At 42.9% G+C, this 25385-nt stretch carries 13 protein-coding genes and 2 pseudogenes; all 15 read right to left on the bottom strand.

Features of this window, described 5'->3' with window-relative positions:
* Nucleotides 1-6 precede the first annotated feature (6 nt).
* Nucleotides 7-1038 (bottom strand): annotated as a pseudogene (locus tag HMPREF9448_RS14970) (SGNH/GDSL hydrolase family protein); the annotation flags it as partial.
* Nucleotides 1021-1779 (bottom strand): annotated as a pseudogene (locus tag HMPREF9448_RS14975) (glycerophosphodiester phosphodiesterase family protein); the annotation flags it as partial. The pseudogenes HMPREF9448_RS14970 and HMPREF9448_RS14975, both read right to left, overlap by 18 nt.
* Nucleotides 1780-1796: 17 nt before the next feature.
* A complete protein-coding gene (locus HMPREF9448_RS02210) occupies nt 1797-4097 on the bottom strand; it encodes a beta-glucosidase family protein (RefSeq protein WP_008860950.1) in 2301 nt (766 codons plus the stop codon).
* A gap of 16 nt (nt 4098-4113) precedes the next feature.
* Nucleotides 4114-5829 carry a phosphodiester glycosidase family protein gene (locus HMPREF9448_RS02215; protein ID WP_008860951.1) on the bottom strand — a complete coding sequence of 572 codons (1716 nt, stop codon included), beginning with the start codon at nt 5827-5829 and terminating at the stop codon, nt 4114-4116.
* 85 nt (nt 5830-5914) lie between these two features.
* Entirely contained in the window at nt 5915-7177 is a 1263-nt protein-coding gene (locus tag HMPREF9448_RS02220; protein WP_008860952.1) for a hypothetical protein, read from the bottom strand.
* Between the two features lie 162 nt (nt 7178-7339).
* Nucleotides 7340-9394 (bottom strand): DUF6259 domain-containing protein, encoded by a 2055-nt coding sequence (locus HMPREF9448_RS02225; RefSeq protein WP_008860953.1) that lies wholly within the window; start codon nt 9392-9394, stop codon nt 7340-7342.
* On the bottom strand, nt 9387-11174 hold the full coding sequence (locus tag HMPREF9448_RS02230) for a RagB/SusD family nutrient uptake outer membrane protein (RefSeq protein ID WP_008860954.1): 1788 nt from the start codon (nt 11172-11174) through the stop codon (nt 9387-9389). The genes HMPREF9448_RS02225 and HMPREF9448_RS02230 overlap by 8 nt, the downstream gene beginning before the upstream one ends.
* A gap of 11 nt (nt 11175-11185) precedes the next feature.
* Complete coding sequence (locus tag HMPREF9448_RS02235) at nt 11186-14242, bottom strand: SusC/RagA family TonB-linked outer membrane protein (RefSeq protein WP_008860955.1); 3057 nt, start codon at nt 14240-14242, stop codon at nt 11186-11188.
* A 17-nt stretch (nt 14243-14259) separates the two neighbouring features.
* On the bottom strand, nt 14260-15423 hold the full coding sequence (locus tag HMPREF9448_RS02240; protein WP_008860956.1) for a n-acyl-d-glucosamine 2-epimerase: 1164 nt from the start codon (nt 15421-15423) through the stop codon (nt 14260-14262).
* Between the two features lie 16 nt (nt 15424-15439).
* On the bottom strand, nt 15440-16843 hold the full coding sequence (locus tag HMPREF9448_RS02245) for a sugar porter family MFS transporter (RefSeq protein WP_008860957.1): 1404 nt from the start codon (nt 16841-16843) through the stop codon (nt 15440-15442).
* Between the two features lie 2 nt (nt 16844-16845).
* Nucleotides 16846-17931, bottom strand: a complete 1086-nt coding sequence (locus tag HMPREF9448_RS02250) for a DUF4434 domain-containing protein (protein ID WP_040295819.1) — start codon at nt 17929-17931, stop codon at nt 16846-16848.
* A gap of 134 nt (nt 17932-18065) precedes the next feature.
* Nucleotides 18066-19271: an ROK family transcriptional regulator gene (locus HMPREF9448_RS02255; RefSeq protein ID WP_008860959.1), complete on the bottom strand. Its 1206-nt coding sequence runs from the start codon at nt 19269-19271 to the stop codon at nt 18066-18068.
* Nucleotides 19272-19635: 364 nt separating this feature from the next.
* A complete protein-coding gene (locus tag HMPREF9448_RS02260; protein WP_008860960.1) occupies nt 19636-20811 on the bottom strand; it encodes a DUF6359 domain-containing protein in 1176 nt (391 codons plus the stop codon).
* 100 nt (nt 20812-20911) lie between these two features.
* Nucleotides 20912-21934, bottom strand: a complete 1023-nt coding sequence (locus tag HMPREF9448_RS02265) for a DUF5689 domain-containing protein (protein ID WP_008860961.1) — start codon at nt 21932-21934, stop codon at nt 20912-20914.
* A gap of 15 nt (nt 21935-21949) precedes the next feature.
* Nucleotides 21950-24964 (bottom strand): carboxypeptidase-like regulatory domain-containing protein, encoded by a 3015-nt coding sequence (locus tag HMPREF9448_RS02270; RefSeq protein ID WP_008860962.1) that lies wholly within the window; start codon nt 24962-24964, stop codon nt 21950-21952.
* Nucleotides 24965-25385: the final 421 nt, after the last annotated feature.

A 25385-nucleotide genomic window follows, 5' to 3' on the forward strand; every position in this document is an offset into this window, starting at 1 on the left:
ATTTTTTCTAAATGCTCGTTCCAGACAATCGCCTATACACTCGGCATAACGAAATTGTCCCAAATCGGTAAAATGGATTCCATCGACCGTCGCCTCATAATCATCACCTATCAAAGCCTGAGACGGGACGTAATATATATTTTTCTCCTTTTCTTTTTGCAGCTCCTTGTAGACCAATTGCAAAGCTTCATTCTTTTCACGTATCTCATCGGCCAACACCCGATTATAAACAGCACTCGGAAACTGAGGGTCTTCCACGAATATGATAGGCGTTGTCCGATGTTTTTTTCTCAAAATACGATAAAAGGGAATTGTCAGCTCTTTTATTTGAGAGACCGACGCATTCGGCACAAAATCCAATACGTATGCCGAAGCCTCCACCTCGCTCATCAATTCGGCGATCTCCTTATCTAAAAAAGCATTTGCACTAAACCCTAAATTTACGACTTCTCTGTCAAAACGGCGACCGATAATATTAGTAGCTGCCATTCCCGGACGTGATGCACTGGCTCCTTGAAGAATGCTCGTCCCATACATCACAATGGGATTCTCTCGATTGGGACTGTTCAACTCCGACGCAACAATCTCCGCCCCCGGGTCGATACCTATTTCGAGCTTATCGACACCGTCATAAAGCGGCAAATAGAGCATAAATTCTCTTTCTTGGGGTAACATGTTCTCAACGATCGTCGCATGGTTTTCTTTCCCGGTAGGAATAGCACTATTCACAAACTGCCACTTTCCGTCTTGCAGACAATACAAGTCCAACCCTTTGACCGCCGTCGCTGTAATGTGATTGAACTGATTATTATATTTAACTGTCCATCTAGCTCCCACACTCGTAGAATTAGTTCTAAAACGAACATACAATCCGGCCGTATTCTGGCTCAAATTCCACAAAGCTTTACGCACTGCCGGCTGCATATCGGAAGAAAGCCGAGAGTACAATGGATTCTTACAATCTCTTATTTTTCCATATACAGGAAGAAAGCCTGCTACATCATGAAACGACCGCTGTGAACGGAGCAATTCTTGCAACCGTTCAGGCTCGTCAGTCGTAATATAATCGACATCCCTATCGATACACCACTGCATATCTTCCAAAGAATTGACCGTCCATACATTTACCTTCAATCCTAAATCATGACATTCCCTTATCCACCCGATGTGCTTTCTAAACACATTGATATGATAGTCCTGTCCCGCCGCATCGATAGACTTTAAATCTTTCGGTAGCCGAGAACCGTTCAAATAATACACCGGTGTACCTTTGGGGGCTTGCTCAATAAGTTCCAACAAACCCTCGGCCGAAAACGTAATATATTCTACCCGTTTTTCGAGACCTTTTTTTCTGACCATCTCTACAATTCGTTTCACGGCTTCGGCCTCTCTCTGTTTATCTTTATGAGGCTTCAATTCACAAATCAAACGCACACTCAACTTTTTAGCCCTATTCAAAAACGCATCAAGCGTAGGAACAGTCTCTCCATTCTTCAATTTTTGCTTCAACAACATTTTCGACGAAGACGACTCTATATCCATACCGTTTATAACAGCATCATGATTTACAATCAATACGTCATCTTTCGTCAGCCAAACATCGAATTCCGATCCGTACACACCTATCGAATCGGCCAGTTCAAGTGCCCGTAAAGAATTTTGAGCCGAAGAAGGTGTCTTCCAATATCCCTGATGGGCTATCACCTTAGGAAGCTCGGCCATACTGTTCGAGCAAAATACCCCGAACAACAATATCCACAAAAAAGACTTTATCTTCATCTCCCATTATTAATTATCTAATCTATCGTCATCGTCTGGACAGGGACAACAGGATTAAGTACACGATTAACACCCCATCTTTGTTGTTTTTTCACTTTTATATCCCGAACCGACCTTATATCTTCACATGAAGCCCCGAAACTTACTTTGTACAGACCCTTCTCCAATACCCACGACGAAGAGGGTTCATCGAAATGAGCCAAATCATAATCTGTAAAATTCATTGTAAGTATCTCACTTTCTCCCGGTTTCAGCAATTTTGTTTTCCCGAAAGCTTTCAACTCACGAAGAGGATTTTCCGAAGCTCTATTTTCTGCCCCCACATAAACCTGAACAGACTCATGACCTTCTGCCGCTCCTACATTCGTAACCTTTATTTTAGCCACCCACCTGCCCTTCTCTTTTTTTACAGAGGGTTCGCTATACAAAAATTCGGTATAAGATAAACCATACCCGAAAGGATAAGAAACCGCTTTATCCGCAGTTGTAAAATATCGGTAGCCTACCCATACCCCCTCTTCGTAAGAGGTATAATCAAAATTTTCCCCGCTTAGAGTTTCTCCCACAGTCGGATAGTTTTTAGAAGAAGGAATATCCGAATATCTTACAGGGAATGTCATCGGAAGTTTCCCCGACGGATTCACAGTTCCTGTCAATACATCTGCCACAGCATGCCCACACTCCTGTCCCGGAAACCAAACAGAAAGAATCGCGTCGGGTTTATTCTTCCACGAAGCTGTTTCCACCACACCTCCGATATTAAGTAATACAACGACCTTTTTATTTCGAGCATGAAACTCCTCGCAGACCTTGTCGATCATATAAATTTCCGAATCGGAAAGATTAAAATCATCATGCACTTTTCTATCCGACTCCTCGGTCGAACCTCTTCCTATCACGACAACAGCCATATCATTCGATTTAGCTTGCTCCCCAACCAGTGTCTTATTGGGCATCAAATCCATTTCTGGATAAACATACCGACGATACGAAAGACGTTCCCAATCGGTTGCCTTCGGGTCGACCAACAACGCTTCTTGGTAAGCATTATACTTGGTATAAAGATCTTTCAAAGAACGATCCAAGACAAAACCTACCTGTTCGAGGCCTGTCGAAATATCGACAATATGAGATTTATTTACATTAGAAGAGCCCCCTCCACCGGCAATCGAGTGATAAGCGGTTGCACCAAAAAGAGAAATATTTTTTATCCCTTTCAACGGCAATACGCAACTGTCGTTTTTCAAAAGTACCATACCCTGTCCGGCAACCGAACGGGATAATGTAGCATGCTGTTCCAAATCAGGCAATGCGGCATGAATGTCCTTTCGAAAAGCATTGGTCTTTACCACATAGTCGAGGACATGCTTCACGGCATCATCGATAACCTCCATCGAAAGAGCTCCGCTCTTTATTCCGGCCTCTATTTCTTCAAGTTGAGCTTTTTCTCCGGGCATCAACAAATTAGTACCACCCTCTAATTGCTCTGGACTATTCCTTTTCCCGTACCAATCCGATACGACCAAACCGTCATACCCCCACTCTTCCCGAAGAACAGTTCGTAATAATTCGGCATTCGATTGAGTCAATATTCCACCGATCTTATTATAGGACGACATCACCGTCCACGGGTTCGAGTGCTGCAAACAGATTTCAAACCCTTTCAGGTAAATTTCACGCAAAGCCTTAACTGGGATACGAGAATCGTTATTCAGTTTATTCACCTGTTGATTGTTGGCGACAAAATGCTTTAAACTTGTACCGATACCCCGGCTCTGTACTCCATTCACCATAGCGGCTCCCATTAGCCCCGATAAAACGGGATCTTCTGAAAAATACTCGAAATTACGCCCACACAACGGATTTCTCATAATATTGATTCCGGGTGTCAATATGACATCGACATCATAAACAGCAGCCTCTTCGCCCATTGCTCCGGCTTGTGTCTCCACAAGCTGAGTATCCCATGTAGAAGCCAGCAAAGTCGAAGACGGGAAACAAGTACAATAATGACGTTTTCCATCGACCTTAATAGGAAAAATACGTACTCCCACCGGACCGTCGGCCATGACAGTCGAAGGTATGCCGTATTGCGGAAAGGCCTTTGTATACCCAGCCGCACCCGGCACATAAACTGTTAATGAATCTTTTGAAACCAACGACTCGCATCCGACCAATAACATTGCTTTTTCACGAGGCGACATTTGTCTGACAATCTCATCTATATTATCCTCTGCCAAACGCAAACTTCCTCCCGCACTTCCTAAGGAGCAAAACAAAAAGCCTAAAACAATCCAAACTCTATCTACACACTTCATACACAAAAACTATTCGTTATTTTACTATCAATTTCAGAGACTTCACATTTTTATTTTGGACAATATTCAAGATATACATACCTCTATCCCATTTGGAAGTATCAAAGCTCACACTTTTTTCTCCTGCATTTACCGCAATACGACTTACCAATACGCCGTCACTCCGACACACAGACAACAAAGCGTCGGAAACCTCCTGCAAATCTACCGAAACCGCCGTACCCTGCTCTACCGGATTGGGATAAATCATCAATACTTGCGAGTTATCGACCGAAGAAATTCCACTTTCCCCAATCACCGTCACAGACAATGTGGTAGTTAAATTTCCATAACCAGCAGTCAACATGTGAGTACCGCTACCCGAAGCATTCAATGTCGTTCCATCATTCGTTATTGTACCCAAACTCGAACCACACGACAAAGTAACACCCTCTACATTTCTATCGACCAATACTCCATACTGATTATAACCATAAATAACCGGAGTATATGCATCTCCCTGATTCAAAGTCTTGGCGTAATCCATAAAGCGGATAGTCGTTATCGTCACATCATTCTGAGGAGCATCGGTAGACAAATATAATCCATCGGTCACCGAACGTTCCGAACCGTCACTAGGTTGGTTAATGACTCCCTCGCCTTTTACATAGAATGTCGACGAACCACCCCCATCGAAATTCATAGCCTCGGAACAGCCCGCATAAATCATAATATCGGCCAAAACTTTTGAAATAGGTCCCACCGATATAGAGCTTCGGCCATCGGCTACGAGCATCACCAGCTTATTCTTTTCAGTATTATACCCTACGGCAGTACGAGGTTGAGCCGAAGTCAAATGATCGAGTGCATTTTCCGTATCGAGAACCTTACCTCCCGAAACAAGCATAGGGCAACCACCTAATGCCTGTTGTATTTTACCTCCGGTAAATCCATTAAAACGAATCGCACAACGAACTTCGACCTCATCGCCCTCACTTAAATTACTTACAAAAGATTCTTTCGTACCACTACCCGAAAGAATATAACCATTATCGGGAATAGGCATAGAACCCGCATGGTTCGGGTTCCCCTGAACTCTCATTCTCACAGTTGCACCCGGTGTCAAAAAATTTCCTTCACCATCGGGAATCAAAACGACCTCCGAACCATTACCATCGGTTCCTGTATTCGCTCCTTTTCTCGAAGAATACAAAACCAAACCATTCGTCTCTCGTTCCAAATTCATAGCACTAAGCTCCGCCGTACTATAATCGGGAGCTGTAAGTTTTACATAAAAATCGCCTCCTCCCGAGTAAGGAATTTTGTTGGCATCTATCCCGAACAAAGACCAACCACTGGCTTGGTCACTACAATACACTTCACCGTCGACTACGGTGATTCCGCACGGCATAGAACTCGAAAAAAAGTCGGCGTTGATACCGGCAAAATAAGAACGGTTGCTCGTACTGTGCGATTCCGCTGCATTCGATACCGTACCAAGCCCCGTGAGCGTGTCCTTATGTTTGATAGCCCGCACATCGACATTTTCATTTTTCAAATCGGTCGTTGTATAAAATACACGCAGATTGACAGGACCAGCCAATTTTATAGAAGTCTGAGTCGTACCCGGACCGATATAGGCATGATACAATGTATCTACTCGATACTCTTTTCCATGTAATATCCACGTGCCGGATGCAAAACCAGCCATGACATATAATAGTGCAAGGACACAGGAAATCAGCCTTTTCATCGTTTTTTATTTATTGGTTTATGAAACGGAATTAAAAAGGAGACGCTTCATGAAGTGTCTCCTTTTTGACTTATCGATTGTTAAATTAACGAACAATCACTTTGGAGACTTTTCCATCTACCTTTACAAGATAGATACCCGCATTACATTTGACATTCATTTCATCTTTGCTAATCAATATACCACCCACGTTGTAAACTTCCACGCTATTGGCATTACCGATTACATTGATCTCTCCGTGGTTGGCAACGACCTTAGCCGTGGTAGTCTCTACACCTTCTACTGACGAAGAAGCTAAATCGAATATATATTTCGAAATAAACGCATTATTGGCTCCTGCTGCCGGGAAATAATGATAAATCTCGGCTTGTGTATCGGAAACAGGTACTGCGGCAAACCACTGTCCGAACGCTGGATTGGCCAAAATATTCGTTCCTTGACTTTTCATTTCGGCCACTTTCTCTTCGTCGCTCAAACGTAAAACAGCAAAGCCCGACTCATAAGCAACCTCTGTCGAATAATAACGCTGACTATATACCAGATAATCTTCATCTCCTATCGTAAAGAAACAGCTTCCAACCATATCGGTAGGAAAACATGTCATACTTTCCGTTTCTTCTTTCAAAGGAACAATCGTATAATCTTTCACTTTGGTAGCATTTCCGTCTTCTCCGATATGCATTCTTTTCACACCACACTTACGTTCATGAATAATGATATCACCATCATATTCATAAGCAATCGTCTGAGTAGAGGCTGTACCCTTTAACGTTCCGTCATTGCTATTCTCAAAAGCGACCGACACATCGACTGCATTCATATTGTCCACATCTTGTGCACCGTTCTTGATCGGCAGAATATAAACATACGGACTATTCGCACACAACAGATAGAATGTACCTCCTTCTTCGCTCAATACGTTACCCGAAGCTTTTCCGAAAAAATCGCTACGTCCGCAGGTTACACCCATAGAAGGCAATATCAAGGTTATATCGACAGCCTCTCCTCCTGCCGCAGGATAAATACGGATAGGACGAGAATCTCCCGTCTGAGTCCCGAAAGTTCCACTCTCATTCTGCACGATGATATTACCGGCATCATCGACACAAATACCCATACTACCTTGCGTGGAAGTCAATGTAGATTCTTTTCCGTCTTTAGTCCATACATCGACAGTACCATCATTTTTATTCTGAATATAAAACTTACCGTTCGCATACGTTCCTTGACGCATGTTTGTAGCATCACCCACTGGCGTTTTCCATTCTTGTGTAATTGTTGCTAACTGTGCAGAGACTCCCACAACAGAAAATAATGCAACTGCACTTAAAAGTAATTGTTTCTTCATTTCTAGATCAATTTAAGTTAATAATATGTTTTTCACTTATTTAATTTATTTGATATATATCACTTATTTAATAAATAAATTTATTAACAGTTCAAATATATAGACTAATATTTATATAACCAAATTTTTTGTGTAAAAAATTTGGTTATATAGTATTTTTTATCAGAGATTTATCCTTTTCCCCGATAAAGGTTTCATTTTCAAGGATTTTCCAGATGGTAAAATAACTTCATGAACCTGTGTATCCATATTTACGACATACCAGACACGTTGTCCGTCCTTCGACTGCCACTCAGAACCCATCACTACATGGTTCTTTCCGAAAGTGGGAACATCGATCTGCGGATTGTCACCACCGGGAACAAACTCTCTGATATATCGTCCCTCGATAAAGATATCGTGCTGTTTCTTTCGTAATTCCATCAAAGTGCGCAGGAAGGTAGCCTCTGTCTTCGCCTCGTCACGCATCAATAGAGTCGGGTCTACCCAACCGAGTTGAGAACCGTACAGAAAACATTGCATGTTCTGATAACGGAACTCGCCTTTTGTCACGTCGGCAGTAGGAGTATAAGTGTAGGCGCAAGTTATCACCCGATCGGAATAGACCGTAGGAAACAACGGCACGATACGACAATTGGCATGGGGAGTATTCACTGTCAACAACATATCGAACAAAGGAATATAGCATTCCGAATTTTCTTCGGAGAACACAATATTATCCTTTCTCAAATGATTGCCCCGAATCGAATCGATTAAAGCTTTATACGATTTATACCAAAAATCTCCGCCTCCTGCGGCATGTCCGTGATTCTTCGCAAAACAAGGCTGAGGAGCCGCAGCCGCAATCTGATCGATATACACCCCGTTCGTATGCAATTCGTTTTGAATTTTATCGGCCAACCCGATAATAATCTCGTGCCACAGACTTGAAGCCGGACAAGTGACCGTATTCAAAACTTTCGACGTAGGATAAATTTCGGTATAAAGCGTACCGTCGGCCTTACGGCACGATGCAGAAGCTCCATTCAAAGCGGTATAACTATCGGCTGCGGGATCCCACAATCGACCATTTATATAAGGGACGGCATGACATTTCCGCTTTTGAATGGTAGAAATCATTCCTTCAAACTCCGGTTTAGCCGGGAAATAATCGGGATAATGTGTATCATAAGGATAGTTATGCCAATAGTAAGTATGTACACCGATACCTTCACCGAAAAAGTCGATCGTCTTATTGATAGCCGCCATAACGGTATCGGTAACACCTTTCGAACGTATCCACAAATCTTTATCCAACAACCACTGCGGTATATTGCGAGACTGCAATGATTTATTTCCCCACTCACATGTAAATGTAAACGGCCTGTACCATTGCAGTGCAGCAGCTTGCCAGCCGTCTGGATTATAGCCGACAACAGTAGTCCACGGCAAATCGAAACGCCCGGTCGTGGCATCGGTCCACCCCTCGGAAGTTACCACCTCCGTCACAAAAGTAACACTCTTGCTTCCACACACGGCCCGCAATTCCTTTCCGCAAGCATTACGATCTTCGGTCGCATAATAGAAAGAACCCTCCCCGTTATGCATCAACAACAGTTGCATGGAGCCGGTACATGATGGATAAGTTACTTTATAGGCGCCTCCTGTCGCCATATCAAATTCATTCCCCCAGCCGGCAGAAGTAATCATCTTCCCGTCTTTTGGGCGAACTACTGCTATACGCGGGAATTGAGCTTTGGAAATAACCCAACCCTTAGGAAGATCGGCGGTCAAATCCCAATACAACAGTTCGGAATGATCGGTAGCCGTCACTTTCATACGAATAGGATACATACGTTTCTCATACGATAAACGCATATCCCATACGAACACGACAGAAGCAGAGGTATCGTTTTGTATCACCTCATAACCTTTATAGACTCCATGTTCGGGAAACAACATGGGATTTTCTCCTTGAATACCTTTATAAGTGAGTACCCACGGTATGGCATTCGTCGACGGAACGACCATTTCCTCTCCATCGTTCAATTTCATCGATTGAATATTGAAAGCCTTTCCTTTCGGGACTATCAACTCCACGCTGCCATTACCAACTTTCACGGCATCAGCAGTCTCCTCTACCAAAGCTCTATGCGTTGCAAAAGCCGGCAAAGTTACCCAACAAGCGAAAAGGGCAAAAAATACCCTTCTCGCTCCTAAGAACCATTTATCATTCATTATAACCTGGATTTTGTGTTAAATTCGGGTCTTTATTTCTCTCTGATTGCGGGATTGGCCACAAGTAGAATTTATCGTCCCAATAACGACTTTGATCCCTCACGTGTAATTTATCCGAATAGGCATCATACGAAGCGATATCGTTCAAATCGTGACGGTCGCTAGTTTTGAAATTGGGAATATCGGTTGCCTCCATACCTACATAGGTCACAGTCGACAAAGGTGCACCATAACTCGGTTTGGAATTTTCCAAATCACCAATTTGCCAGCGTCTCATATCAGCAAAATGTAATCCTTCCATCGCCAATTCTACCTTTCTTTCCCGACGTACCAACTGACGCATTTTATCTATATTACCTTTACGATCGGACGAAACCTCTGGCATGCCGGCACGAAGACGCACTTTATTAATCGCATCGTAAACCGTATCATCGAGTTCTCCCAATTCTATTTTTGCTTCGGCATAAGTGAGTAGAACTTCGGCATATCGCATAATAGCAATGTTACAAGTAACCGTCGAATAATCTTCGGTAAGTCCACCTACATATTTGTACCACAAATAACCGCAACCATTGGACACAAAACTCGTCCATGCTGCCGTTCCATTTACATCGGGATTATTCGTTTTCATCCATCTTTTTAAAGCCGCGTTGTACATTTGAGTCTGATTGGCAAAAGCTTCCACTATAAATTTATTCGTGCCCGAAGCCGTATAATAGTCGATCGTATCGCCATGCATTTTCAAAGTAGCACCGAAACGAGGATCTCGGTTCTTATTCGGAGCTTTCGGGTCATACAATGGAGACTCGTCGATACGGAGCCCGTCGATACACTCATACGTATCGGCCAATAGACTACCCGGATGCTGTCCGGTCTGAGCGAACATACGAGGACCATTGCCCAATGCAACCCAATGATATTTATTCGTATTATTTACCATTTGGTCGGAATACATCAACTCCCATAACATTTCATTACGCACATCGGATTTTGTCTGTCCTTCTTTGGTAAACAAATCGGCAAAGTTCTTAGCCAAATCACGTTGCCCAATCACTTGATTAGCGGCATTAGCAGCTGTACGAAAATAATCCACCGCTTTACCACCGAAATTAAGGCTGCCGGCAAACAGAGCTGCTCTCGCTTGCAATCCATAAGCTACAGCTCTATCCACGCGGCCGCGTTCTGTTGCCGTCCAGGGCATTTCTTCGGCAATCAACCCAAGTTCTTCGATAACAAAATCCATAACTGTTTGTCTCGAAGTGCGAGATGCATTATAATCCTCAGTGGTAGCCGGTTTCGTAAAAAACGGAACATCACCGAAAGCAACGACCAAATTATAGTAAGCATAAGCCCTCAATACACGCGCCTCGGCATAGTAACGTTTAGCCTCATCGCTCATATTTTCAATATTCCCCGAGGCTCCATAAATTACAGCATTAGCTCGTGCAACCAATTTATACAAACCAGACCAATATGCCAATATACTACTATTGTCGGGAGTACACCCCGAACCTGCGCCAATGGTCGTATTCTGAGCTCTCTCCATACTCAATCCCGTAAAATTATCGATAGTGACGACAGCAGGACGATGCAACGAGTTCGTAAACGTCCCCTCCATATACAATAGATTGTAAATACCTACGACCCCTTCCTTCAATCCGGCTTCGCTCTCATAAATTCCACCGCTGTCGTAAGAGGGAGATTGAGTATCCAGAAAATCGGAACATGCCACGAAGGCAATCCCCGCCAGAGCGATTATTATCTTATTTATCGTCTTCATAATCATATTTTTTAGAAATCAAGATTTATACCGAAATTAAATGTTTTCATCACCGGATACATAGCTCCGCTGGTTACACCGGTTTCGGGATCATAACCTTTATAACCACTATTAATCGTAAACAAATTAGAAGCCGTGAAATAGAGCCGCAAATTATCAATGGACACTCTGTTCGTCCACTTCTTGGGCAAGGTATAACCCACAGTCAAATTTTTCAATCGCAAATAGGCTCCGCTCTTGATCCAAAATGAAGATACAATATTATTCATATTTGTAGAACCTGCATCGACTAACAAAAGAGGATATTCCGCATCCGGGTTTTCGGGGCTCCACGTATCGAGCTGGCTCTTGAAAATCGTACTGTTTTGAACCAAAGGTCTTGCCCCAGCTCCGGAATAATACAAATCACGTTTACCGACTCCCTGAAAAAACAGAGACAAATCGATTCCCTTCCATTGGCCGCCAAGCGTAAAGCTATACTCATAACGAGGCGTGGAATTACCCAAGATAACTCGGTCTTTGGAGTTAATCTCACCATCGTGATTTACATCGACATAACGTATATAACCCGGTTTGATATTCGCTTTGTTCCCTCCATACACGCAATCGGCCATATCAATTTCTTCCTGACTTTGGAAATAACCGTCGGCGACATAACCGTAGTACGATCCAAGTGCTTCTCCCTCTCGCGTAATCGTCGGCGACGAATCATATTCTTTCCCGTAAAGATTGGTAACCGTATTCTTTACATCAGACAGATTCGCTTTCACATAATACGATAAATCGCCTATCTTGTCTTGCCAACCGATCGAAACTTCCCAACCGTTATTGCGCATAGAACCGGCATTCTGCCACGGAGCGCTCATACCTACGAAATCAGGCAGATCGAATTGCTGAAGCATTCCACTAATGTTACGAATATAATAATCGGCAGTCAAAGACAAACGAGATTTGAACAAAGTAAGGTCCAAGCCCACGTCAAACTGTTTAGACTTTTCCCACGTAATCAACTCATTAGCCAATTGAGCCTGAGCGATTCCGGTCGTCAGGTTTTTATCAAACCAATAATTGACCGTACCCGACAAACTATTTACTGCTGCCACGTAGGGATAATAGCTACCGATAGACTGGTTACCCATTGTACCATACGAAACCCTCAGTTTCATATCGTCCACCACAGTCTTTGCAGGCTCGAAAAACGACTCTTCCGAAATTCTCCAACCGGCCGAAGCCGAAGGAAAGAATCCCCACCTACTCTCCGGGCGGAAACGGGAAGTTCCGTCATAACGCCCGTTTAATTCTATCAAATACCGGTTATCGTAAGAATAATTTACCCGATAAACGTAAGACAACTGCGCTAGTTCATATCGGTTACTGGAATTACCGGCAGTAGTTGCATCGCCATGCATTAAATCCTCATAGCCATCGTATTGGAAATTTTGACGACTGGCTAATAGATAATTATAATCGAGTTTCTCTGCCTGGAAAACGCCCATTACCTTAAAATAATTACGTTCTATCGTTTTCTCATACGAAGCCTGAGCAATGAACTGCTGATTCACTGTTTTCGTACGTTCTTCTTGTCGAGTACCATTATTGCTCGTCGAAGGATAGGTCATCATGAAACGGCCTCCCTCATAAGTATCGTAAGGCCGTATAAATACAGCCCCCTCGGAATTCACCTGACGGCGAGTATAGTCGGCTTTCAAATAAAGGCCTTCCAACGGAGTAAGCTCGGCAAAAGCCCTGAAAGTCACTTCGGGAGCCACATCTTTACGAGTACCTCCGTCGTTCACTATGGCCAAAGGATTATATCCGGTTCTTCCGTAACCATAAGTACCATCGTCGTTCAATGCCGATGTAATCGGAGTCATGGTAAGAATACTCCCGATAATACCTGCGGCAGAATCCTGAGAAGGACGTATAGCAGTAGCTTGCCGTATATGGGCATCGACTCCGACCTTCAACCATTTCCGAACCTGCATATCGGTATTCAAACGTAATGTAGCACGCGAAAAACTATTATTAGGAATTATACCGTTTTGATAATAATACCCCGCATTGGCAAATACATTCAACAGCTTCGTTCCACCGCTCACACTCACCGAATGACTTTGCTGGAAACCCGAATCTTTCAACACCAAATCTTTCCAATCGGTATCGTAATAGTTATAATTATCGGCTCCCTGAGTTTTATATATCTCAATAATATCTTTATACACAGGATCCTGACCATTATTGACATAAGCCTTGTCCATCTGAGTCATATATTCGATTGCACTTACAGGTTCGGGCAAGTAGGTCGGTGTCGAAAACCCGGCATAACCATTGTAATTTACTTTTACTTTACCCTCGGCTCCACGTTTGGTCGTAATCAAAATGACACCATTCGACGCCCGTGAACCATAAATCGAAGCCGATGCCGCATCTTTCAAAATCGAAATAGACTCTACCGTATTCATATCGATACGATTCATATCGCCTTCTGCTCCATCGATTAGCACCAACGGCGAAGTCGATGAATTGAGCGAACCGATACCTCTAATCTCGATAGAAGCGTTATCGGCTCCCGGCTGACCCGACGATTGTACAGCCGACAATCCCGGCACAATTCCCTGCAAAGCAGTCGATAAATTAGAGGTACTCTTTCGAATCAATTCCTGCCCCGATACGCTTTGCACCGCACCGGTCAAATTCACTTTTTTCTGTGTACCATACCCCACTACGACAACTTCATCAAGTTCCGTCAGAGAAGAAGATAACTTTACATTAAGCTCATTTTCCTTACCGACCTTTACAGTCTTCGATTCCATTCCCACATACGAGAATTTCAGCACATCACCCTCGCTCGCTTTAATGGCAAAACGGCCATCGATATCGGTACTAACAGCAAGCGATGTCCCGTCCTTTACAACTGCTACACCCGGCAACGGTTCTCCGTTATCATCGGTAACAATTCCTCTCACCGTCGATTGTGCTATCGCCATCGATGGCAGCATGAAGAAGAGTAGCAAGAAAAACAATAAATTTCTCGCAACTCCTTTTTTACTCGAATAAGACGCTTTCATAAAAAATGTGTTAATTATTATATACTCTCTAATATCTGCCAACACTGATAAAGCCCCCTCGGTACATGGAAGCAACCTTTCCACTTTCCCCCTTTCAACGGGAGCAACACTTCTCCCCGGCGATTCAAATAACCAAACCATTCGGGATATTCCTTGTCCTTAAAATGAGACCATGTATAACCATGGATTTTTTCGAACCATTCCCAACAGCCCCTATCGCCGGTCATTTGATATCCCTTCAACATAGCGATGAGCGTTTCGATATGGACCCACCACAGTTTTTGGTCCCATTCGAGCTCCTGCGGAGGATATCCTTTCATATCCATAAAATAGAACAAGCCTCCATACTCTTTATCCCAGCCGTAGTTTACCATCTTCAACGCCGTATCTTTCGCTTTCATAATAAGCTCCGGCCTATCCAGCCTTTTTCCTAAATCCATAATAAACCACATCGCTTCGAGCGAATGGCCGGGATTCATATGACGCCCTTCGAAACAATCGGAAAGCTCACCGTTTTCAAGAACATTTTCCACGACCAAACCTCCCAATTCTGGACGGAGGAAAACCTCCATAACCTCATGAATACAATTTTCAAACGTTCTGCTCAGACACTCCGTACTAAGCAAGGGTTCTATTTCAAGAGCCAGATTACATAAAATCATCGGGAGTGCGAAGTTCTTCAAATCACGAGTCCCTTTATGAATCTTGTTCCATTTACCTTTGGGGTTATCTGCTTTCGACAAGATAATATCGAATGTCTTCTTGGCTATTTCAGCATACTCCTCGTTACCCGTCGCGATATACAACTGTCCGAACGCCATGACCGCAAAGGTATACGAGAAAATATTATACGGTTCTACAAGAGGATTTCCCTGACGATCGAGAGAAAAATACCAATTGTAATTCCCGTCATGCCCATACTTTTTCAAGAATTCTGCACCTTGAATCGCACAATCGAGCCACTCGCGACGCTTCTCTACTTTATTGTAAAGCATAGAAAACAGCCATATTTCCCTCCCTTGTAGCCAAACGAACTTATCTGTATCGTAAACGCTACCATCTCTATCGAGGCAGGAAAAATAACCTCCATACTCCTTATCTTGAGAGTTCTTTAACCAAAATGGTAATACAGAATCGAAAAGCTCCGATCTATATTGCTCTGCCAACACTTTAAAGTCCATAATATCTAAATTTTAACTATTTCCTCGACAACCAATACTTTTCTATCTCTTCGAGAGATTTCCCCGCCGTTTCGGGTATATAGCGCCACATAATCAGCATATAAGGCACACACATGACTGCAAACAACAAGAATGTCCCGGCCGGAGTTATCGTACCCAATAACCACGGAGTAAGCTGGCTAACCAAATACGTTCCTACCCATAATGCAAATCCGGCAATGGACATAGCTATACCACGCACTTTCGTCGGATACATTTCGGACAACAATACCCACACAACAGCACTGATCGAAACCGCCGTACAAAATACATACAACAAGAAAAAAATCAGCATCAATATGCTCGAAAGGCCTAACGATTCCCCGAACGAGAAATAGAAAGCGATAAGTAATAACGAAACAATCATTCCGCTGACGCCATAGTACACCAATTTCTTACGCCCTATTTTATCGATGATGAGTAATGCCAATACTGTCGTCCCCATATTCACGGCACCGATCAAAACCTGATAGAAAAGGGAATCGCCTCCCGACAGTCCGACATTTTCAAATATCGTAGGCCCGTAATACAAAACAGCATTTACACCCATAAACTGTCCCAAAATGGCAATACATAATCCGGCAACGACAGCTGTAAGAATTCCGGGTTGAAACAAATACTTGAATTCCGATTTCGTCTCGTTGGCTATATGTGCCTGCAACTCCTCGACCTGCTTCTTCGCCCGTTCTTTCCGAGAATAAATCTTCCCGAAAATAGACTCCGATCGGGCGACCTTTCCTCGCAACAACAACCAACGCGGACTCTCCGGTATAATAAACAAAATGATGAAAAACAAGAGTGCAGGCAAAGTTTCCATACCCAGCATCCCTCTCCAAACTTCATCGACAAATATCCAATTCATCAACTCGCTATTGAATCTCATGCTCTCCGAGACACTCAACAGCCAATAATTAATAAGGTATGCTCCCAAAAAACCTACGGTAATAGCCAGCTGATACAGCGAAACCAACCGGCCCCGATACTCGGTTACCGCGATTTCAGAGATATACATCGGCGAAACAATCGAAACGATACCGATTCCTATTCCACCGACAATACGATAAAAAACAAGCCATTGATAACTTCCACACAATGCACAGCCAATGGCCGAAACCGAAAACATAATCGACGCGAAAATCATCGTCAACCGACGACCTATCCAATCGCTCATCGTCCCAGCCACAGCAACCCCGGCGATAGAACCTACAAGAGCACACCCCACATACCAACCTTGTTCTATATCATTTAGCCCGAACAAGGTCGTAACCTGTTTAATCGTACCGGAAATCACCGCCGTATCATACCCGAACAGGAAACCTCCACATGCAGCCACAACGGCCAGAAACAAGATATAACCGATATTATACGATGATTTTTTCATGGTCATTTTATTTCGAAATATTCCCGGTAACGATCATAAAGATGCCCAGCCTGTAAATAGGCCGATTGAGGGCTCATAAAATGAGAAAACTCAAACGTAATAGCTTTGTCGTAGCCGGCACGTTTCGCAGCTTCCAGTTTCAAACGTAATTTATCGAACTTAATCGGGAAAAACTTAATAGGCATATCCCGATCGAACGACTCCGCATTCGTCCAACATTGCATGCCGTATTTATCGGCGAGTTTCTTATTGACCGAAAAAAACGCATCGAGTTCGTCATAATCGATATGCCCGTCTTGAAATGCACAAGCATCGACCACATCGTGTATTCCATCGAAAATCTCGTTCCATTCCCGTTCATGCGTTTCCACCGAAATAGATTCGGCCTTTGTCAATCGCCCGCTCGAAGCCTGAACCGCCTTTTTACCGTCGATCCACGGCGATATGAACGTAGGCAACCCTCCCGAAACGTCTTTGCATTGTTTCCCCATAGCACGGAAAGCATCGATTGCCCCTTTGGTCTGGCGACTGATTTCCCCGCTTATATACCAGCCTCCGAAACTTTTGTACTTCCCGTAATTCTTCCAAACCTCATCAATCACATATTTATTATGTTCGATCTCGTAAGTCATATCCCGGGTTTCCCAAAACTTACCGGAATCGTACAAACCGAACCAAAATTTCATACCATATTTCTCGGCCAGCCGAAGAAACATATCGACCAAATCGACCGACGGCATATAACAACCTTTGCTCAACAAATACTTAGACGGATAAGTAATAAATTTTTTATATCCCGAACGAATAAGTATGACCGTATCGATTCCGATGGCTTTCATATACCGGAAGTCCCGATCCCATTCTTTCTCACCCCAATTCTGATGTGGAATATCGTGAGATATTTCGTCGAGAAACGTCCCTGTGATTTTCAACCCATTAGATTTAGGGACAATAAGTCCACCGCCCTCCGAGGTTCCAGAAAACGACGAAGACACACCATTACTACCCAATGCTTCTATTTGAGAACCTATTACCGCCGAGGTTCCAGCAAGTGCGACTTTTTTAAGAAAATCTCTCCTGTTATTCATGATATATCTAAAAATATACTGTGTTTTATGCAATAGTTAAGCTAAAATGTTAATTACTTAACTATCACACCTACAAATATAGTATATTTTTATTTATATACCACAGAATAAATAAAAAATTTTATTATATATACTTATTCTTCGAACATTCGACTTCTCGATATTAGACAAGAACCTATCAAACCGGCATTATCGCCAAGTTTAGAAATCACAATCGTCGTATCCCGATTGACCAAATTGAGGGAATATTTTCGCACCGCCGTCTTAATCGGTTGCAAAATATAATCCCCGGTAAGAGACAAAGCCCCTCCTATAATTACTAACTCCGGGTTAAGGATATTAATCAAACCGGCAATATGTTTTCCCAAATTATTACCTATGTCTTCAATCAAATCGATGCACATCACATCGTCTTTTTCCGTTGCGGCAATCACATCTTTTAATGTAAGGGCATTCTTCTCTCTTATTCGGGAAGACAACAAAGATATTTCTCCGTTCGCCTCCCGCTCCATCAATTTCCTAATTAAAGCCGAACCGGAAGCCTCGGTTTCGAGACAGCCCTTTTTTCCACAATGGCACAATACTTCATTATCGTAACTAACGACATGACCGAACTCACCGGCGAAACCCGATTTCCCCGTATATATTCTGCCATCGACAATAATGCCTATCCCCAGTCCCCAGCTCACATTCACGAATATAATGTTTTTCTCGCCATGCACATTTCCTTGCAAGTACTCTCCATAGGTCATGGCACGAGTATCGTTCTCGATAGTCACATTATACCCCAGCTTTTCCCGAAGAACCTCCGCCAAAGGCCTCTCTTCGAAATTAAAAATACTATAACTATATCCCGAAGCAGGATTTACCCGCCCCGATATATTGATATTTATATTCAAAATTTTCTCGCTATTAATCGAGAGAGTTTTAATAAACTTCTGTATGATACCAGCTAATGCATCCAAGCTCTCTTTGGTATTGGCATTCTTAAACGGCACATCTAATTTCTTATCGATCAAGTCGCCTCTGAAATTCACAACGCCGATATGCAAGCTGGAATGCTTAATATCTACACCGATAAAATACCCCGACTCTGGATTCAACCCATATAAATTGGGATGCCTTCCCCCATTCGTTTCCAACTTCCCATAGACATTCAAGTAGCCATTACCGCACATCTCATCGATAAATTTCGTAACAGTAGGCACACTCAAATCCAATTCTTTGGACAGCTCTGTAATCGTAGAACAACCATTCTGAATATAATGAGTAATAATTCTCTTCTTTATAAGAGAATTTTTCGACCCTTTCTCAAACTCTTTCAACAATAAATGAGGCATAACGAGATTACTTTTTTCGACTTACATTGATAAAATAGGAATAAAAAACAAACCCGATCGAAATACTCCCGTCAAACTTATCTTTATTCCTGCTTGCGCTATCTTTCCGTAAAAATAATAAATTTGTTCAAAACAGAGAAATTAAATAAATATATTTATTAATATTTTTATCGACAAATTCATTACCGACCACCTTTATGATTACAAACAGACAGAAACCAACCGTAATCCTACACATCTACTCGCTATATCATCGCACAAAACAGAAAGTTATTTTTTAGATATGCCCTATCATCTCATAAATAAAAGAACGGAGAGCCGAATTCGACTCTCCGTTCCACCACGAATCTAAATTCTTACTTATTTATTCCTCAACTTTGAAAGCATCGATCTCACGGATACCGGGAAGACCATAGTTAGCTTTTTTAAGACCGTTAACATAAACAGTCATACCAATTCTCTCCGGATGGCCTTCAAGTTTAGCAGCATCTCTCAAACTCTTAGCGGCATCAGTATCATTTAATTTTACCAAAAGACATTTCGAACCATCTGTCTCTTCTGCATTATCTGCAATAAATACTTGGCTATAACCAGTAAATTCAGCAGCACCGACCCATTCTATATCTCCGGCTTGTTTAGCTTCATCGAACGATTTATAAGAAGTCTTTGAAGGGTTATTTTTAATACAACCTACAACATACCCTTTAACCGCAAAAGTTTCGCCATTTGCAATTTCCAAAGCCTCGGCAACAGTCTTAGCTTTTGTCCAATCCACCTCGGGTGTAGGTTCAGGTTCTACACCTTCCTCGATGAAATGAGCTACCTGATTACGGCCAAAAGCAAAGTCGTCAATACAATATGTTGTAGATTTGCCTTTACCGCCTTCTGCCGTATAGTGGAAACCGATATAAACGATATCGCCTTTGCCCTCCAAGCTGATATTGCCCGAAGCCACCCAACCACCGAACGGGCTACTACCAACAGGATTAGCATTCGCCTCCGTTGCCAAATTAACTTCTAACTTCACTTTGGAAGAAGCGGTCGATTTGGGTTCATTCATCACATACACTTCGAGTTTGGTAGAGTTTTGCCAATAAGCACCTTGACTATAAAAAGAGAAGATTTTTTTATCCGCCTCTTTTACATTCAAAGCCGGAGAAATCATCCACCAGTCATAAGCCAAACCCGCATTTTTATCGCTGCTGTCGTGAGCGGTAGCCTGAATATATTTATCTACCGAGCCATCTGTCTTACTTGTAAAAATCTTGCTTTGCCATGTACGGTCATCGTCAGACGGGGAAATAATCTCGTGAGTCCAACCCGGGCACAACTCATTGATAGGCGTATACTCAGCCTCGATATTGTTGAACTGATAAATCGTATCTTTCACAACAACCGACGGAGTACTAGGGTTTCCTCCCTCACCTCCATCGCCACCCGTACCGGGCAGATCCTCGTCTTCACTGTTCGAACAAGCGGAGAATCCTGCAACTGTCATAGCTGCCATAAAAATCCATGCAAATTTTCTCATCTTTTTCATATTAAAATTTATTTGGGGTTAAAAATATTATTACGATTCATGCAAAAATAGATCGCTCCTCAGCATAACCAATTTCATTTGATTTCGCGCCCGACTCACCCTATTGAGGGAAATCGAATCCTTTGAGATCGGCAAACGGCTTATCCAGCGACCGTACGGTCAACTGCCAAGTTCCGTCATAGGCCTCGTTATCTTGGAACCACCCTACAATCGCAGTAATTTCTCCTTTGTTGCCGCTATCGGGGGTAGGAATGCGACGATCGGCAAACCGAGCATACTCACTGGTTGATATATATACATCTACCGTATTGCCACTATCATCGGCAATCTCTCGGGAGCGAGGGAACCCGATATTATATTTTTTATTGTTATCGTAAGTCGCAGGAGCAAACGTAGGGTTCAAAGCGTACTTCGCCAAAGCGGCCGTCACATTCTTTCCGTCCGACGGGAACGGGAAAATCTCATCGTTCAATTTCTTTCCATCGGAATCGTATCCTGTAAAATAGACATCTTTAATCTTCACGATTTTGAAATAACCATACTTGTCCATTTCGGTGATCTCTTTCAAAGTCTTTTCTTCCACAACTATTTTAGAAGGATCGGGAGTTCCTATCTTCTGGATATGTTTCATCGCCAGCGTATAAGGGATACGCCCGGGCTCTTCACGAATCTTATTGTCGTTGCGATATCCGCGTACTCCCAACTGGGGTGCTGCCGCATAACGTCCCAAAACCAATCCGTTACAGCGAATAGCTACCACTTGTCCCAACGGCAACATACCCGAAAGACTTCCGGCATCGACCGAAACTTTCAAACAAGTATGGTCATCGTCCAGACTTTGTATAACGAAATATTTATATACGTTGCCCGCACGGTCATCGGTAATAATCCGACCTCTAACGATGATATCGTTGGGAGAATCGATCGTATCGATTGTAAACAGGCCCTCTTTCGTATCGAAATTTTCGATAAGGTCTTTAATAGTTACCGTCTGGGGCCAAGCCTCATCGCTGCCTTCGGGAACCGTAGCAAAATCTTCGGGAATGGCATCGAATTCTTTTTCACACGCCGTAAACAGCATAAGAGCTGCAAATACGACACCGATATATTTTAATTGTCTCATACTCTAAACGATTTATTAAAATTTGAAACCGACATTGATAAACATATTGAAGCCCCAAGCATAATAATATTTATTGGGGAATTTGTCCACCGATTGTATATCCTTGGTTACACTCTTGTTATCCCGGCTGACACGACCTTGTTGATAACCGCCGGTAATCATGCTGGTATTATTGAGAATATTATTGAAGCTAAGGTTGATATTCAACTGTTGCTTACGATTGTTGAGATAAATCAATTTACCTACCGAAGCATCGAGCAAGAACCCGCCTTTAAGTTTCTCCTGCGAACCGATCATCTCCTTCTGATTGTAGTACTTAACGATATCGGAACCTTTATTCCCGGTATAGTCTCTAACAAGAACCGGTTTACCGGTCTTTTGATCAAAACTCCAAACCATAGAAGTTTGACCATTCTTATCGATACCGATAATGCGATAACCGTTGTAGTTCTGCTCCAATCCTACTTCATTGGGATATTTTCCGCCATACATATTCATGTGCGTGAAACGCGACGGTGAGAAATCGAGGTAATTGTTATCGAAGTAAGAAAGCGTTATGTCGGCAAACCACATCTTCGGGTGAAAATAATCCAGCGTAATGCTTGCGGCCAACTGAGGACCGTTGCTCACATGAAGACCTTCGGTGTAAACTTTTTCGGTATAATCGGTCGAAGCAGCCCGCCCGTCGACTATAACCGGCAATTGTTCGGTAAAGAGATTCATACCGTTCTCGGCGCTCATCGTTCCCATACAATCGTTGGTATATTTGTAGCTGCCATACGTTCCTGCCGCCGATATGGTGAAGCTGCTGTTCAACTTCACGCTCACACCGGCCTCGACACCAAAGTGACGTTTATTCACACCCGACAATGTATGATTTACATACGTGCGGAACTCATCGTGATAATATCCCGTACTTTCTACGCCATCGCGGAATTCCGTGAAGAATCCTGTTACCCGACCTTTTACAATCGATGTATTCAATTGATAGGTCAAATCGGCCGAGAATACTTTCTCCGATTTCAAACCCCTGATACGAGTATCTTTAATACGAGGCGCTACATAGGCATAACCGGCCAACGGAGCCCGAGATTCTGCCAAAGCATTTAACGACAAACGATTATGTCCGTCTATCTTATATACGATACCGGCCTTGATACTGGGATCTATAAAATACATCTGTTTACCGAAGCCCTTAGACCGGGCTCCAATAACCTCGGCACGACCGTTTCTCATCAAACCTTCACGTTGGAAAGAGGTATAGGATAACCGTGCGGCATAATAGATATCGAACAAGGGTAATTTCCAATCGTTCTGTATAAATGCCGAAGCATTGATAACATGCATATTGTAATTATATCCGAACTTATCACCTTTATAAACAGCTCGGTTCGGGTCGTCCAAATCATTCTGGATAATGTCCTGATTGTCGGTAAAGTCACGTTCGGCAAACTGGTCTATATCGATCCACTGATTAGCCCCTAACAAGTCATCGACGGTTTTGTAGTGCATTCCTTTCGCATATTTGGCTTCGATACCGGCCGTCAATTTGAGTTCGCTATTCAACTGATTGGTGTACAAAAAGTTCAAAGGTATTTCCATCAAGTTGTTGTGACGACGCTCCAAAATATACTTGGCACTTCCGTTGGGATTAATGGCATTGTTGGTATAGTTCGCGCTATACATCGCATTCCAATTAATCTGGGTAACGTTAGGATCGCCGGCTCTCCATAAATCGGCAATCTGATTGGCCAATCCCTTATTCACCTCTTTGTAATAGGCATTATAAATATCGTCGGGACCATCTACCGCCAACTGATAATATTGCCAACTGGGCAAATTACGGTAATAATCGGGACGGGGATCGGGAGCGTTATAAAAAGCTATCGCCGAATTACTGTATTGGCTGTAATGGAATCCTACGCCGGCAGACAATTTGCTCTCATCGTCGATTTTCCAGTCCCAATTAAAAATTGCCGTAGGGTCATAGCTGTGGACAATACGGGAATTACGCTTTTCTCCGTCTTGGTATCCCCAATAAGGATTGTAATAAATTCCCCGATAATCGTAAACCTCCTGTGAAACGGCAGCTGACTGTGCCCGTTTGGTCGGTGCACCGAACGTCGTCAAGGCAAATCGATGGTCGCCCAATACTTTCTCGGCAGCAAGGAAATAGCCGAAAGAGTTGTAAAAGGTTCCTTCCGTGCGTCCCTCGTCGGCCCAACGATAAACGACCGACCCGGTAAAAGCCCAACCGTTGTCCATAATGCCGGTCGAGTAGATAGCCTGTCCGCGCAATTTATAAGCACGATTCGTGTAAGCGGCATTTACATTCGTACCTGCTGCATAGTTGGTTGCCCGCGTGTTGATATTCGTCGTTCCTCCCAAAGAACCGTAAGCATACCCCGGCATTTCAAGACCATTCACGGCATCTTTATTTCTCATGGCATTGTTCAATCCTCCGAGACTCGAATAGTTGAAACGGCCGCGTTCCAAATCATTAAAGTTAAGTCCGTTTATATAGGTAGAAGATTCCCGTTGTTCATATCCCCGCACATTAAAACGCATAGGGCTATATGAATAACTGGCTGCCTGCAAATAAACATCGTCGGCAGCGCCGGACAGATAGGATGCCGATTGAGATGCGGCACTGCCCTCGTCGTCTATCGCCGACTCGTCGAGCTCGAAAATATTATCTTCGAGAGCCTGTTGATTGAGTGTATTGTCTACTTTCTTAGGTTGCAAAGAAGCATTCAAGGTATTTACGCCGTCATTTACCACAAAGTCGACAGAATAAGCCTTATAATCAGCCGCCGTAAATACAACAACCACAGACCCTGCCCTAACTTTCTTCAACTCGAAATTTCCGTCAAAATCCGTAACAGCCGACACGTTCCGTATCGCAACTTTTACATTCGCAATAGGTTTGTTTGTTTCATAGTCAACGACAACACCTCTTACTGATGCGGCCTGAACAAAAGCCGGTACGACAAGAAGCCATGTCATTAATAACCATAGTTTACGATTCATTACATCAAAAGGTTTAATTATAACTGTGTTTATGTTTACAACCCTATTCCCCCTTTTATCAAGGGGCAGAAAAGGAATTTGCAAATTAAAAGATTATTTTCCATTATACAAACTTCTACGTTGGGAATATTTATTACAATCGTGTTAAATTGTAACCCTATATAAAATGTTAATTATCGGACAAAATGCAAGAAATTTTGGGAAATAAGCTAACTTTCAAGTTATTAAACCTATCACTATGTTAAAAATACCTTTCTAAACGACAACTGCTAAATCATATCTCACCCATCGTCCTAATACATTATCGCCATCACAAACATTAAAGCTAATGATGATATATGATTCTTACGAACGTCGCACACGGAAAGATGTCTTTAAACGCATTTCTTCCTACCGATAGAGATTTATTCCTAAAAAAATT

The sequence above is a fragment of the Barnesiella intestinihominis YIT 11860 genome, from assembly GCF_000296465.1.
GTDB lineage: Bacteria > Bacteroidota > Bacteroidia > Bacteroidales > Barnesiellaceae > Barnesiella > Barnesiella intestinihominis.